This is a genomic window from uncultured Dechloromonas sp. (assembly GCF_945957265.1).
Taxonomy (GTDB): domain Bacteria; phylum Pseudomonadota; class Gammaproteobacteria; order Burkholderiales; family Rhodocyclaceae; genus Azonexus.
The window spans coordinates 18046-32703 of record NZ_CAMFKO010000023.1 but is presented as its reverse complement, the minus strand read 5'-3'; the positions used below and the strand labels follow the sequence as shown (position 1 = coordinate 32703).

The 14658-nt window shown below is 61.2% G+C and carries 14 protein-coding genes; 12 read left to right on the top strand and 2 right to left on the bottom strand.

Going from position 1 to position 14658, the window contains the following annotated elements:
• Positions 1–30: 30 nt before the first annotated feature.
• Both Q0P59_RS12790 and Q0P59_RS12785 read right to left on the bottom strand, forming a co-directional pair.
• On the bottom strand, positions 31–258 hold the full coding sequence (locus Q0P59_RS12790) for a hypothetical protein (RefSeq protein WP_295006845.1): 228 nt from the start codon (positions 256–258) through the stop codon (positions 31–33).
• 4 nt (positions 259–262) lie between these two features.
• A complete protein-coding gene (locus tag Q0P59_RS12785) occupies positions 263–511 on the bottom strand; it encodes a hypothetical protein (protein WP_295006844.1) in 249 nt (82 codons plus the stop codon).
• 529 nt (positions 512–1040) lie between these two features.
• Here Q0P59_RS12785 and Q0P59_RS12780 point away from each other — a divergent pair.
• The 12 genes from Q0P59_RS12780 to zapE all read left to right on the top strand — a co-directional run bounded on the left by Q0P59_RS12780 (position 1041) and on the right by zapE (position 14645).
• Complete coding sequence (locus Q0P59_RS12780) at positions 1041–1898, top strand: site-specific integrase (RefSeq protein ID WP_295006843.1); 858 nt, start codon at positions 1041–1043, stop codon at positions 1896–1898.
• Between the two features lie 74 nt (positions 1899–1972).
• Positions 1973–2728 carry a GntR family transcriptional regulator gene (locus Q0P59_RS12775; protein WP_295006842.1) on the top strand — a complete coding sequence of 252 codons (756 nt, stop codon included), beginning with the start codon at positions 1973–1975 and terminating at the stop codon, positions 2726–2728.
• A gap of 135 nt (positions 2729–2863) precedes the next feature.
• A complete protein-coding gene (gene sdhC / locus Q0P59_RS12770) occupies positions 2864–3250 on the top strand; it encodes a succinate dehydrogenase, cytochrome b556 subunit (RefSeq protein ID WP_295006841.1) in 387 nt (128 codons plus the stop codon).
• On the top strand, positions 3247–3594 hold the full coding sequence (gene sdhD, locus Q0P59_RS12765; RefSeq protein ID WP_150427861.1) for a succinate dehydrogenase, hydrophobic membrane anchor protein: 348 nt from the start codon (positions 3247–3249) through the stop codon (positions 3592–3594). The genes sdhC and sdhD overlap by 4 nt, the downstream gene beginning before the upstream one ends.
• Positions 3595–3596: 2 nt before the next feature.
• Complete coding sequence (sdhA, locus tag Q0P59_RS12760) at positions 3597–5381, top strand: succinate dehydrogenase flavoprotein subunit (protein WP_295006840.1); 1785 nt, start codon at positions 3597–3599, stop codon at positions 5379–5381.
• 12 nt (positions 5382–5393) lie between these two features.
• Positions 5394–6104 (top strand): succinate dehydrogenase iron-sulfur subunit, encoded by a 711-nt coding sequence (locus tag Q0P59_RS12755; RefSeq protein WP_066882612.1) that lies wholly within the window; start codon positions 5394–5396, stop codon positions 6102–6104.
• The gene (locus Q0P59_RS12750; RefSeq protein WP_295006839.1) at positions 6104–6346 is read left to right on the top strand and encodes a succinate dehydrogenase assembly factor 2; all 243 of its coding nucleotides are present in this window, start codon (positions 6104–6106) and stop codon (positions 6344–6346) included. The genes Q0P59_RS12755 and Q0P59_RS12750 overlap by 1 nt, the downstream gene beginning before the upstream one ends.
• 84 nt (positions 6347–6430) lie before the next feature.
• Positions 6431–7729 carry a citrate synthase gene (gene gltA, locus Q0P59_RS12745; protein ID WP_295006838.1) on the top strand — a complete coding sequence of 433 codons (1299 nt, stop codon included), beginning with the start codon at positions 6431–6433 and terminating at the stop codon, positions 7727–7729.
• A 105-nt stretch (positions 7730–7834) separates the two neighbouring features.
• Positions 7835–10675: a 2-oxoglutarate dehydrogenase E1 component gene (locus tag Q0P59_RS12740; RefSeq protein WP_295006837.1), complete on the top strand. Its 2841-nt coding sequence runs from the start codon at positions 7835–7837 to the stop codon at positions 10673–10675.
• A gap of 25 nt (positions 10676–10700) precedes the next feature.
• A complete protein-coding gene (odhB, locus tag Q0P59_RS12735; RefSeq protein ID WP_295006836.1) occupies positions 10701–11933 on the top strand; it encodes a 2-oxoglutarate dehydrogenase complex dihydrolipoyllysine-residue succinyltransferase in 1233 nt (410 codons plus the stop codon).
• 76 nt (positions 11934–12009) lie between these two features.
• Complete coding sequence (lpdA, locus tag Q0P59_RS12730) at positions 12010–13434, top strand: dihydrolipoyl dehydrogenase (RefSeq protein WP_295006835.1); 1425 nt, start codon at positions 12010–12012, stop codon at positions 13432–13434.
• Positions 13435–13526: 92 nt separating this feature from the next.
• Positions 13527–14645, top strand: coding sequence for a cell division protein ZapE (gene zapE / locus Q0P59_RS12725; RefSeq protein WP_295006834.1), 1119 nt, complete (start codon positions 13527–13529; stop codon positions 14643–14645).
• Positions 14646–14658 lie beyond the last annotated feature (13 nt).

Below are 14658 nucleotides of genomic sequence, written 5' to 3'. Positions count from 1 at the left end.
GAGGGAAAGGCGATCTGTTTCCAATTACTGTTACATAACGAAAACCATAGGCACCTGCGCGATGCCATCCAGTTCCAAAACAAGCTGGTGCGGCTTCTTGGCCGTGTTGGCCTTGGCGAAAAAGCCCTTAACCCAAGATGTGATGGCTTTTTTCACGTCAAAGACTGTTGCTGCCACAAACCGGCAAGCCTCGCCGAACTCGAAGCAACCCTGACGGTCTTCGAACTCGGCGGACTGGCGCGGTGTGTAGCGGCTCATGGTTTTAGAATTCGGTGGTCAGTTCGCCAGTTGCGAGGCGCTTCATGATGTCAAAGCCGTTTTCGGTGCCTCCACAGTTCTCGAGTTCCTTAAGAGCGGCTTTGAACGTGTAGTGATCGCTCCAGATGTCCTCTTCGTCAGTTCCTGCGTTTTCCACCACAACCCATTGCGGGTAGTCGATTTCGAGTGCTTTTCCTAGGCTCGGGTGGGCCTCGTGGCTGTTGTTGTTTTCCGGTTTGTTTGCTGCCTGCATGATTAGCTCCTTCGGGTTAAGTTGTTTTCCTGAGTATCGGTATGGGCTTGCCGTCAAAGACCACTGGCCGGGAATGGAGCAAGGGAGAAACCGGAAGCCGCAGCGGCTTTTTCGGCGCTTCATCAGAAAAAACGAACGGGTGAGGATTTCAGGGCGTAGCCCGGCCCTTGAGGAATGGACGGACTGTGGTATTTGTCGGCGTATCTAGCCCGTACTGATACGCGCCTTCAGGAAAACGGCTTAGGCCGTGGGCGCAGGCTGCGAACGCGTCTGCCGGAAAACAAAAGCCCCAAAGGGGCGTCTAGCTGAGGGGTTGGAGCTTTACCATTGCTGTTTGCCTGCTGAAGGCGGATAGAAGCGTCGGCGTGCGTCCTATGATCAATGGCGCCCTCCGCCGCGCCCCGCGAGGACCGAAGGCCCGCAGCGGCGGCGCGAGCGGAGCGAGCGCCTAAAATCTTAACTAGGACACTTTGCAACGGATTCGGCGGTATGGACGCTGCCGCAAGGGTTTCCGGTAATATTGCTGGTCATGCAATCCCTAACCATTCCGGATTTTTTGGACCGTTATAGTCGCGAAATTCGCTTCTCTCACAAGTCGCATTATTCGGTCGTTTCTGTCCTCAATACTTTCCGCGAGAATGCCCCTGCAAAGCCCGTGGCTGAGTTGTCAGGCTCTGACATGCATGGGTACGTCCAGAAGCGCTTAGAAGTCGGCATACAGCCTACAACGGTCAATAGGGAGTTATCTGTTCTTTCGGCCGCTTTCAATCATGCTCGGCGAAAGTGGGGCGTACAGATGGCGAACCCAACAAGGCATCTCCGGTTGAGGATGCCGGCATTGCGGGTGCGATATCTTGAACGCTGTCAAGCTGATGCCTTGCTGCGAGAGGCTTATGAGCTTCGTGCTGACCTGGGCGACTTTGTCCGGTTGGCGCTTAATACTGGATGCCGAAAGAATGAACTCCTGACCCTTCGTTGGTCAGATGTAAATCTCGAGCGCGGCTACATTCTTCTGCGGCCGGAAAACACAAAAGCAAACCGTCGTCGTGTAATCCCCATCAATCGGGGCGCAGATCAGGCGCTGCGGGGTAGGTTGATCGGCAATGACTCAGAGTGGGTGTTTGCCAATCGATTTGGAGAGCGCATCAAGGCGCTAGATTGGCTTTTCCGGAAGGCTGTACGTGCAGCAGGAATCGAAGATTTCCGGATTCATGACCTGCGCCATACGTTCGCTAGCTGGCTGGTCACTGAGGGTGTTGAGTTGATCAAGGTGCGGGATTTGCTCGGTCATACCTCGATCAAAATGACAGAGCGTTACGCTCACCTTATGCCGAACAGGTTGCACGATGCGGTGCGTGTACTCGATATGTTTGGGGCAGTCGGGTGATGAATTCTTTTATATGTCTTATATAAGACAACTTTTCGTGGACGCTGCCTCCGAAATGTGCTGAAATTTCGCCCATGACTCGCGATGTTTCCCGTCCTGCCTCCCGTATGGCTTCCCCAACTTTCAGCCCGCTCTATCGCCAGATCAAGGATTTCCTGATCCGCAGCCTGGAGCACGGGGAGTGGGGGCCCGGGGATGCCATTCCCAGTGAGGGGGAGCTGGCTGTGCGCTTCAATGTCAGCCAGGGAACGGTGCGCAAGGCGATTGACGAAATGGCCGCCGAGAATTTGCTGGTTCGCCGCCAGGGCAAGGGGACCTTCGTTGCCACGCACAGCGATCCGCGCTCCTTCTATCGTTTTCTGCGCCTGGTGCCCGATGGCGGCAAGGTCATGCCGACCGAAAGCGATCCCTTTTATTGCGAGACGGTCTCCGCGACGCCCGAGGTTGCCGGGGCGCTCGGCCTGAGGGCGGGCGATCGGGTCGTGCATGTCAAGCGGCTGCTCCGTTTCGGCGGCGAGTCGGTCGTCTTTGATGAAATCTTTCTGGTGGCCGAGTTGTTCAACGGCCTGACGCTCGAAGGCTTGCGCGCCGGCGAGCGGTCGCTGTACAGCCTGTTCGAGAGCGAGTTTGGCGTGCGCATGATCAACGCCGAAGAGCGCCTGCGGGCGGTGCCCGCGGATGGGCAAAGTGCGGAATTGCTGGGGGTTCAAACGGGTGAGCCGTTGCTGCTTGTGGAGCGGACGGCCTACACCTATGGCAATAAACCGGTGGAGTGGCGTCGCGGTCTGTATTGCACGCGGCATCACTACTACCGGAACGAGTTGGGATGAGAGATGGCATGCTTTCGAACTAGGTCGTAAAGCGCCCGGAGTGGCGTGTTTGGCCGGGTTTTGAATGTATAATTACCGTTCTTTTCGAACCACGTACAAGCGGATAACCGCATCTTTACGCGAGGGATGACGTTCATGGCAGAAATGACCATCAAGAAACGTCCAAAAAACTTGGACTTGACTACAATCAGGCTGCCGTTGCCTGGCAAGGTTTCAATTCTTCACCGCGTCAGCGGCATCGGATTGTTCCTCTGCTTCCCGGTAATGCTCTGGCTCTTCGGCGCCAGCCTGGGATCTCCTGAAAGCTTCGCCGCCTTCAAGGCCGTTGCCGGCATGTTGCCGGTCAAGGTCATCCTGGCCGGCTTGCTCTGGGCATTCGTGCATCACTTCTGCGCCGGCATCCGCTTCCTGCTGCTCGATCTGCATGTCGGCATCGAGAAGGAAGCCGCCCGTCAGTCCGCCGCCGTCGTCTTCGCCGTCAGCATCCCGCTGACCCTGGTCCTGTGGGGGGTGCTGCTGTGATCAATCGTATCGTTGTCGGTGCCCATTACGGCCTCAAGGACTGGATCGCCCAGCGCGCCACCGCCGTCATCATGGCCGTCTATTCCGTGCTGATCGCCGCCGTGCTGCTGGTCGTCCGCCCGGGCACCTTCGAAGCCTGGCAGGGCATCTTCGCCAATGGCGTCATCAAGTTCCTGACTTTCCTCTTCTTCGTCAGCCTGTTCTACCACGCCTGGATCGGCGTGCGTGACATCTGGATGGATTACGTGAAGCCGACCGGCCTGCGCCTGTCCCTGCACGTTCTGACCATTGCCGCGCTGGTGGGTTACACCGCGTGGGCTGCTGCGATTCTCTGGAGGCTGTAAGCGTGAGTATTCCTGTTCTGAAGTTTGATGCGGTCATCGTCGGTGCCGGTGGCGCCGGTCTGCGTTCCGCGATCCAATTGTCCGAGGCCGGCCTGAAGACCGCCGTGCTGTCCAAGGTTTTTCCGACCCGTTCGCACACCGTTGCGGCACAGGGCGGTGTCGCCGCTTCCCTGGGTAACTCCGAGGAAGACCACTGGACGTGGCACATGTACGACACCGTCAAGGGTTCCGACTGGCTCGGCGACCAGGACGCCATCGAGTTCATGTGCAAGAAGGCCAACGAAGTGGTCGTCGAGCTCGAGCACTACGGCATGCCCTTCGACCGTACCGACAATGGCAAGATCTACCAGCGCCCGTTCGGCGGCCACATGTCCAACTTCGGCGAAAAGCCGGTGCGTCGCTCCTGCGCGGCCGCTGACCGTACCGGTCACGCCATGCTGCACGCCATGTACCAGCGCAACGTCAAGGCCAACACCCAGTTCTTCGTCGAATGGATGGCCCTCGACCTGATCCGCGACGAAGAAGGCCACGTCCTCGGCGTCACCGCCATGGAAATGGAAACCGGCCAGGTCGTGATCTTCCACGCCCGCGCCACCATCTTCGCGACCGGCGGTGCCGGCCGTATCTTCTACTCCTCGACCAACGCCTTCATCAACACCGGTGACGGCCTGGGCATGGCGGCGCGTGCCGGCATCCCGCTTGAAGACATGGAATTCTGGCAGTTCCACCCGACCGGCGTCGCCGGTGCCGGCGTGCTGATCACCGAAGGCGTGCGCGGCGAAGGCGGCATCCTGCGTAACAGCAGCAAGGAACGCTTCATGGAGCGCTACGCCCCGAACGCCAAGGACCTGGCGTCGCGCGACGTGGTTTCCCGCGCCATGGCCACCGAAATCAAGGAAGGTCGCGGCTGCGGCGTCAACAAGGACTACGTCCTGCTCGACATCACCCACCTCGATCCGGCCACCATCATGAAGCGCCTGCCGGGTATCCACGAAATCGGCCTGCAGTTCGCCGGCGTCGATTGCCTGAAGGAACCGCTGCCGGTCGTCCCGACCTGCCACTACCAGATGGGCGGTATCCCGACCCATTACTCCGGCCGCGTCGTGATGCCGCAGAACGGCGACATGAATGCCGTCGTGCCGGGCTTCTACGCCGGCGGCGAATGCGCCTGCGCCTCGGTGCACGGTGCCAACCGCCTGGGTACCAACTCGCTGCTCGACCTGCTGGTCTTCGGCAAGTCGGCCGGTGACTCCGCCGTGGAAGACCTCAAGGCCGGCAAGGCGCATCGCGAACTGCCGAAGGACGCCGCCGACAAGTCGCTGGCCCGTATCGCCGCCATCGACAACCGCAAGGGCGGTGCCAATGTGCACGAAACCCGCCTGGCCATGCAGCGCACCATGCAGGACCACGCCGGCGTGTTCCGCTTCGGCGACATGCTGAAGCAGGGCGTCGAGAAGATCCTCGAAGTCGAGAAGGCTGCCCGCCAGCTCGAGATCAAGGACAAGTCGCAAGCCTGGAACACGGCTCGTACCGAAGCGCTCGAAATGGAAAACCTGATCGAGGTCGCCAAGGCCACCATGATCTCCGCGGAAGCCCGCAAGGAATCCCGCGGCGCCCACGTCCGCGACGACGCACCGGATACCGCCGAATTCCCGAACGGCCGCAACGACAAGGAATGGCTGAAGCACACGCTGTTCTCGCCGGTTGATAACTCGATCAGCTACAAGCCGGTCAACATGCAACCCCTGACCGTCGAGCCTGTTGCGCTCAAGACGCGCTCGTACTAATTGGAGTCCAGAATGAGCAAACGCATGGTTCAATTCAGCATCTATCGCTACGATCCGGACAAGGACGACGCGCCGTACATGCAGGATATCTCGGTCGAACTCGAGCCGACCGACCGCAAGCTGCTGGACGCGCTGACCAAGTTGAAGGCCAAGGACGACGCGATCTCCTATCGTCGTTCCTGCCGCGAAGGCGTCTGCGGTTCAGACGCCATGAACATCAACGGCAAGAACGGCCTGGCCTGCCTGACCGACATCGACAGCCTGAAGCAGCCCATCGTGCTGCGCCCGCTGCCCGGCCTGCCGGTCATCCGCGACCTGATCGTGGACATGACCCAGTTCTTCAAGCAGTACCACTCGATCAAGCCCTACCTGATCAACAACGATCCGGCTCCGGAGCGCGAGCGTCTGCAGTCGCCGGAAGATCGCGAAGAGCTGAACGGCCTGTACGAGTGCATCCTGTGCGCCTGCTGCTCCACGTCCTGCCCGTCGTTCTGGTGGAACCCGGACAAGTTCGTCGGACCGGCCGGCCTGCTGGCCGCCTACCGTTTCATCGCCGACACGCGCGACCAGGCAACCAACGAGCGCCTCGACAACCTCGAGGACCCGTACCGTCTGTTCCGTTGCCACACCATCATGAACTGCGTTGACGTGTGCCCGAAGGGTCTGAACCCGACCAAGGCCATCGGCAAGATCAAGGACATGATGGTCCGTCGCGCCGTCTGATGGAGCGCGCGGACTACGAACGCCTTCGCTGGCGCTGTATCCGTCGCGCGCTGCTCGAGCTCGACATCACGCTGACGCGTTTTCTCGATGACGGGTTCGACCAGCTGACCGACGAGCAGCAGCAGGTGTTCGTGGAATTGGCCGATATGGAGGATCACGAGCTCTGGTACTGGCTGAGCGGCAAGGAAGAGTGCGATGATCCTCGTTTCGCGCCCATCGTGGCGGCGATTCGTAAGAGTTGAGTAAGGTTGATGTTCTAACTTTGGAACGTTTACCGCTTTTTTTGGCAGTGCAGTGACAACCAACACCTGTAAAGGGAAGACACCATGACGACCGAACGCAAGGCAACTTTGAACATCGACGGGCAGGCTCCCGTCGATTTCCCGATCATGTCCCCGACGCACGGCAACGATTGCGTCGATATTCGCACGCTCGGTGGCAAGACCGGTTTGTTTACCTACGACTCCGGTTTCCTCTCCACCGCCAGCTGCAAGTCCAAGGTCACCTTCATTGACGGCGACAAGGGCGAGCTGCTGTATCGCGGCTATCCGATCGAACAACTGGCTGAAAACTGCAACTTCCTCGAAGTGACCTATCTGCTGAAGAACGGCGAACTGCCGAACGCCAAGCAGAAGACCGACTTCGAAACGACCATCAAGAACCACACGATGGTCCACGAACAGCTGACCAAGTTCTACTCCGGTTTCCGTCGCGACGCCCACCCGATGGCCGTCATGACCGGTGTCGTCGGCGCCCTGTCCGCCTTCTACCACGACGCGATGGACTTCTCGGACGCCGAGCACCGCAACGTCAGCTTCAACCGCCTGGTTGCCAAGATGCCGACCATCGTCGCCATGGCCTACAAGTACAACACCGGCGCGCCGTTCATGTACCCGGACAACGAGCTGGACTACACCGCCAACTTCATGCGCATGATGTTCGGCAACCCGTGCGAGAAGTACAAGCCGAACCCGGTTCTGGTCAACGCGCTTGACACCATCTTCACGCTGCACGCCGATCACGAGCAGAACGCTTCCACCTCGACCGTCCGCCTGGCCGGTTCCTCCGGTGCCAACCCGTTTGCCTGTATCGCTGCCGGTATCGCCTGTCTGTGGGGTCCGGCACACGGCGGCGCGAACGAAGCCTGCCTGCAGATGCTGGAAGAAATCGGCGACGTTTCCCGCGTCGGCGAGTACATCAACCGCGCCAAGGACAAGAACGACTCCTTCAAGCTGATGGGCTTCGGTCACCGCGTCTACAAGAACTTCGACCCGCGCGCCAAGCTGATGCGCAAGGTCTGCAACGACGTGCTGGGCGAACTGGGCCTGGAAAACGACCGTCTGTTCAAGCTGGCCATGGAACTGGAAAAGATCGCCCTGGAAGATCCGTACTTCGTCGAGAAGAAGCTGTACCCGAACGTCGACTTCTACTCCGGCATCGTCCAGAAGGCCATCGGCATCCCGACCGAAATGTTCACCTGCATCTTCGCCCTGGCGCGCACCGTCGGCTGGATGACGCAGTGGGAAGAAATGCTGACCGATCCGGAATACAAGATCGGCCGTCCGCGTCAGCTGTACATCGGCGCCGCCAAGCGCGACGTGGTACCGCTCGCCCAACGCGGCTAAAGAAAAAAATGGGCGGCCTCTTGGCCGCCCTTTTTTTACCTGCGGAGATTTGTAGCGCCGCACGCAAGCAGCTACGAAAGAAAAATAACCCTAGTGGGGATGCCTATGACTACGATGAACCAATTGTCCGACAGCACGATGTTCTTCGGCGGCAATGCGCCGTTCGTGGAAGAGCTGTACGAAAACTACCTGAATGACCCGACCTCGGTTCCGGCCGAGTGGCGCGACTATTTCGATCGCCTGGCCCAGATGCCGGGTTATGTCGCCCGCGACGTCGCCCATGCGCCGGTGATTGCCGCCTTTGCCGAACTGGCCAAGGACGGCGGTTTCCGCCAGGCGGCGCCGGCTTCTGCCTCGACCGAGCACAAGAAGCAGTCCGCCGTCGGCCAACTCGTGACCGCCTACCGCTCGCTCGGCACCCGCTGGGCCGACCTGGACCCGCTCAAGCGCCTGGCCCGTCCGAAGATCGACGAACTGGAGCCGGCTTTCTACGGCTTCACCGACGCCGACCTGAACCAGACCTTCAGCGTCGGCTCCCTCAAGGGGCTCCCGGAAAACGCCAAGCTGGGCGATATCCTCGAAACCCTGAAGCAAACGTACTGCGGCACCGTCGGTGTCGAGTACATGTACATGACGGACTACAACGAGAAGCGCTGGCTGCAGGAACGCCTGGAGGGCATCCGTTCGCGTCCGTCCTACAATGCCGAGCAGAAGAAGCGCATTCTCGAGCGCCTGACGGCCGCCGAGACCCTCGAACGCTACCTGCACACCAAGTACGTCGGCCAGAAGCGTTTCTCGCTCGAAGGCGGCGAATCGCTGATCGTCTCGATGGACGAAGCCATTCGTACCGGCGGCGCCCTGGGCGTCGATGAAGTCGTCGTCGGCATGGCCCACCGCGGTCGCCTGAACGTCCTGGTCAACACGCTGGGCAAGGCCCCGTCCATGCTCTTCGCCGAATTCGAAGGCAAGAAGAAGAGCGATCTCTCCGCTGGCGACGTCAAGTACCACATGGGCTTCTCGTCCGACGTGTCCACCCCGGGAGGCGCCTGCCACCTGACGCTGGCTTTCAACCCGTCGCACCTCGAAATCGTCAACCCGGTGGTTGCCGGTTCCGTCTATGCCCGCCAGGTTCGTCGCGGCGAAGGCAGCAAGCAGAAGGTCATGCCCATCCTGGTGCACGGCGATGCCGCCGTTGCCGGTCAGGGCGTCAACCAGGAAATGCTCAACTTCGCGCAGACCCGTGGCTACGGCGTCGGCGGCGTGCTGCACATCGTGGTCAACAACCAGGTCGGCTTCACCACCTCCGATCCGCGCGACTATCGCTCCGGCCATTACTGCACCGACATCTTCAAGATGGTCGATGCGCCGATCTTCCACGTCAATGGCGACGATCCGGAAGCGGTTGCGCTGGTCACCCAGCTGGCCGTCGAATACCGCCAGACCTTCGGCAAGGATGTCGTCATCGACATCATCTGCTACCGCAAGCTCGGCCACAACGAGCAGGACGAGCCGATGGTCACCCAGCCGCTGATGTACAAGATCATCGCCAAGCACCCGGGTACCCGCAAGCTGTACGGCGACAAGCTGATCGCCGAAGGCACCCTGCCGGCCGAAGGTCCGGATGCGATGATCGCCGAATACCGCGCTCACCTCGACAAGGGCGAGTTGCTGTACAACCCGGTTCTCGCCGGCTACAAGCACCCGAACACCATCGACTGGACGCCGTTCCTGACCAAGAACTACATCGAGACCTGCGACACGACGGTGCCGATGAAGGAACTGAAGCGCCTGGCCAAGGGCTTGAGCACCATTCCCGAAGGCTTCACGCTGCATTCGCGCGTCAAGAAGATCGTCGAGGATCGCGCCGCCATGGGCGACGGCAAGCTGCCGGTCGACTGGGGCATGGCCGAGAACCTGGCCTACGCCTCGCTGCTGGTTTCCGGCTACGGCGTGCGCATCTCCGGCGAGGACGTCGGTCGCGGCACCTTCTTCCACCGCCACGCCGCTTTCCACGACCAGAACCGTACGAGCTGGGATACCGGCACCTACCACCCGCTGAAGAACCTGCAGGAAAAGCAGGCCGGCTTCCAGTGCTACGACTCCGTGCTGTCCGAAGAGGCCGTGCTCGCCTTCGACTACGGCTACGCCTCGGCCAACCCGTACGAGCTGGTGATCTGGGAAGGCCAGTTCGGCGACTTCGCCAACGGCGCCCAGGTCGTCATCGACCAGTTCATCGCCTCCGGCGAAGCCAAGTGGGGCCGTGCCTGCGGTCTGGTCATGCTGCTGCCGCACGGCTACGAAGGCCAGGGGCCGGAGCACTCCTCCGCCCGTCCGGAACGCTTCATGCAACTGTGCGCCGAGATGAACATGGAAGTCTGCATGCCGACCTCGGCTGCCCAGGTCTTCCACATGCTGCGCCGCCAGGCTGTCCGCATGCAGCGCAAGCCGCTGATCGTCATGTCGCCGAAGTCGCTGCTGCGCCACAAGGATGCCAGCTCTTCGCTGGAAGAACTGGCCAACGGCGAGTTCAAGCGCGTCATCGGCGAAGTCGACGAACTCGACCCGAAGAAGGTCAAGCGCGTCATCCTCTGCTCGGGCAAGGTCTACTACGACCTGGTCAACGCCCGTCGCGAAAAGGGCATCAAGGACATCGCCATCGTCCGTCTGGAACAGCTCTATCCGTTCCCGAAGGATTCCCTGCAAGCCGAACTGGCCAAGTATCCGAAGGCTACCGAGATCGTCTGGGCGCAGGAAGAACCGCGCAACCAGGGCGCCTGGTACTGGATCGCCTCGCGTCACCACCTCGACACCCAGCTGGGCGCCAAGCAGAAGATGCTGCTGGTGTCGCGTCCGGCCTCTTCGTCGCCGGCGGTGGGTTACCTGGCCAAGCACAACGAGCAAACCAAGGCTTTGATCGAGTCCGCACTGGGCAAGATCGAGTACTAAAAACTACAGCAGAGTGGAGTCACACATGAGCATTATCGAAGTTCAAGTTCCCCAGTTGTCCGAGTCCGTCGCCGAAGGCACGCTGGCTTCCTGGAAGAAGAAAATCGGCGAAGCCGTTGCCCGCGATGAAATCCTGATCGACATCGAGACCGACAAGGTCGTGCTGGAAGTCCCGTCGCCGGGCGCCGGCGTGCTGGTCGAAATCGTCAAGGGCGATGGCGAAACCGTCGTCTCCGGCGAACTGATCGCCCGCATCGATACCGAAGCCAAGGCAGGCGCTGCTGCGCCGGCCGCCGAAGCACCGAAGGCTGCCGCTCCGGCCGCCAAGGCTGCCCCGGCTGCCGCCGCCGCTGCTCCGGCCGGTACCGCCAGCCCGTCGGCCCGCAAGATTCTCGACGAGAAGGGCATTGCCGCCGCCGACGTCGCCGGCTCCGGCCGCGGCGGTCGCGTCACCAAGGAAGACGCCGTCGCCGCCGCCCCGAAGGCCGGTCCGGCTTCTGCCCCGGCTGCGCCGACGATCAACATCGCCGCACCGAGCACCGGCGTCGCCCTCGGCGACCGCACCGAGCAGCGCGTGCCGATGACCCGTCTGCGTGCCCGTATCGCCGAGCGTCTGCTGCAGTCGCAAGCCACCAACGCCATCCTGACCACGTTCAACGAAGTGAACATGGGCCCGATGATGGCGCTGCGCAAGCAGTACGGCGAAAAGTTCGAGAAGGCCCACGGCGTCCGCCTCGGCTTCATGGGCTTCTTCGTCAAGGCCGCCTGCGCCGCCCTGCAGAAGTTCCCGGTCCTCAACGCCTCGGTTGACGGCAACGACATCATCTATCACGGCTACATCGACATCGGTATCGCCGTCGGTTCGCCGCGCGGCCTGGTCGTGCCGATCATCCGCAACGCCGACCAGCTGAGCATCGCCGAGATCGAAAAGAAGATCGCCGAATTCGGCGCCAAGGCCAAGGACGGCAAGCTGTCGATCGAAGAACTGACCGGCGGCACCTTCTCCATCTCCAACGGCGGCATTTTCGGTTCCATGATGTCCACCCCGATCATCAACCCGCCGCAGTCGGCCATCCTGGGCATCCACGCCACGAAGGACCGCGCCATGGTTGAGAACGGTCAAGTCGTCGTGCGTCCGATGAACTACCTGGCCATGTCCTACGATCACCGCATCATCGACGGTCGCGAAGCCGTCCTCGGTCTGGTGACCATGAAGGAAGCGCTGGAAGATCCGTCCCGCCTGCTGCTCGGCGTCTAATCGACGCCTGCCGGCGCCAGTGTCCCGACAAGGGCGCTGGCGCTTTTGCACATCTGAATTCTGAAAGGTTTGTCACATGTCCAAGCAATTTGACGTGCTCGTTATCGGCGGCGGCCCTGGCGGCTACATCGCCGCCATTCGCGCTTCGCAGCTCGGCTTCTCGGCTGCTTGCGCCGAATCCAATCCCTATGCCGACCCCAAGGGCGAGCCGCGTCTCGGCGGTACCTGCCTGAACGTCGGCTGCATCCCGTCCAAGGCGCTGCTGCACACCTCGCACCTGTTCGAGGAAGCCAACCACAGCTTCGAAGCCCAGGGCATCAAGGTCGGCAAGGCCAGCATCGACGTGCCGACCATGAAGGCGCGCAAGGATGGCGTGGTCAATCAGCTGACCTCCGGCATCAAGATGCTGCTCAAGAAGAACAAGGTCACCTTCCTGGCCGGCCACGGTTCCTTCGTGGGCAAGGAAGGCGACTACTACAAGGTCAAGGTCGGCGCCGAGGAAGTGCTGGCCAAGCAGGTCATCGTCGCCACCGGTTCCAAGGCCCGTCACCTGCCGGGCGTGCCGGTCGACCAGAAGATCGTCATGGACAACGAAGGCGCCCTGAACCAGGAATCCGTGCCGAAGAAGCTGGCCATCATCGGCGCCGGCGTCATCGGTCTGGAAATGGGCTCGGTGTGGCGTCGCGTCGGTTCCGAAGTCACCGTTCTCGAAGCCATGCCGGAATTCCTGTCGGTGGCCGACCAGGACGTCGCCAAGGAAGCGCTCAAGCTGTTCACCAAGCAGGGCCTGAACATCCAGGTCGGCGTCAAGATCGGCGACATCAAGGCGACCAAGAAGGCTGTCTCCATCGCCTATACCGACAAGGACGGCAAGGAACAGAAGCTGGATGCCGATCGCCTGATCATCTCCATCGGCCGCGTGCCGAACACCGACGGCCTCAACGCCGAAGGCGTCGGCCTGAAGCTGGATGCCCGCGGCTTCGTCGAAGTCGACGGCCACTGCGCCACCAATCTGCCGGGCGTCTGGGCCATCGGCGACGTGGTGCGCGGCCCGATGCTGGCGCACAAGGCGCATGAAGAGGGCGTCATGGTTGCCGAGCTGATGGCTGGCCAGGCCGGTCACTGCAACTTCGACACCATCCCCTTCGTCATCTACACCTCGCCGGAAATCGCCTGGGTCGGCAAGACCGAGCAGCAACTGAAGGCCGAAGGCGTCGAGTACAAGGCCGGCAAGGTACCGTTCCTGGCCAACGGCCGTGCGCTGGGCATGGGCGATCCGTCCGGCTTCGTCAAGATGCTGGCCTGCAAGAAGACCGACCGTATCCTCGGTGTGCACATCATCGGTGCCAATGCTTCCGAAATCATCGCCGAAGCCGTTGTGGCGATGGAGTTCGGCGGTGCTGCGGAAGATCTGGCGCGCATCTGCCACGCTCACCCGACCCTGTCGGAGACCGTGCACGAAGCCGCTCTGGCCTGCGACAAGCGCACGCTGAACTTCTGATCGCCAAATAGGCCATCCAAAGGCGGGTTGCGGCAACGCACCCGCCTTTTTCTTTGGCAGAATACGTTTCTTCCCAACATTGATTTTCAGAGATGCCGCATAAAAAACTGAACGTCGCTGCCGAAGGCATGCTCGACGCGTACAAGGCCCTGCTCGATGCCCGTGGCTATGTTGCCGATGCCGCCCAGATGATCGCGGCCACGGCCTTGCAGAACCTGTACGCCAACCTCCTGTCGTTCAAGGTCGACCGGAGCAGCACCTTCAAGCGTCTTCTCTCCCCGCCCAAACCGCCGAAGGGCGTCTATTTCTGGGGTGGGGTCGGGCGTGGCAAGAGCTTCCTGATGGACTGCTTCTACGATTCCGTTCCCTATCGCCGCAAGAAGCGCATCCACTTTCACGCCTTCATGCAGCAGATCCACCGCGACCTCGACAAATACAAGGGCGAGGCCGACCCCATGCTCAAGGTTGCCGAGCAGGTCGCCAAGGACGTCCGGCTGCTCTGCTTCGACGAGTTCCACGTTTCCGACATCGCCGATGCGATGATCCTCGGCCGCCTGATGAACGGCCTGTTCGCCAACGGCGTCATCGTCGTCATGACCTCCAACTACCCGCCGGACATGCTTTACCCCAACGGCCTGCACCGCGAAAGCTTCCTGCCCACCATCGCCTTGCTCAACAAGAACCTCGACGTCTTCGAGGTCGAAGCCGGCATCGACTATCGCCTGCGCGCGCTGGAGCAGGTCGAGATCTACCATCATCCGGCCGACGATGCCGCCGAGAAAAAGATGCTCGAGTACTTCAGGATGGTGGCCGGCGAAGACGGCAAGAAGGGCGGTCATATCGAAGTGCTCGGCCGCAACATCGACACCGTGCGCCGCGGCCATGGCGTCATCTGGTTCGACTTCCGCACCCTGTGCGGCGGGCCGCGCTCGCAGAACGACTACCTCGAAATCTCGCGCAGCTACCACACCGTGCTGCTCTCCCACATTCCCAAAATGACCCAGCACCAGGCCTCGGAAGCCCGCCGCTTCACCTGGCTCGTCGATGTCTTCTACGACCACAAGGTCAAGCTCATCGTGACCGCCGACTGCGCAGCCGACGCCTTGTACACCGACGGCACCCAGGCCGGGGAATTCAAGCGCACGGTCAGCCGTCTAACCGAGATGAACTCCAAGGAATACCTCGGATTGCCACACATTCCTTCCGAATGAGGAGCAACAACCC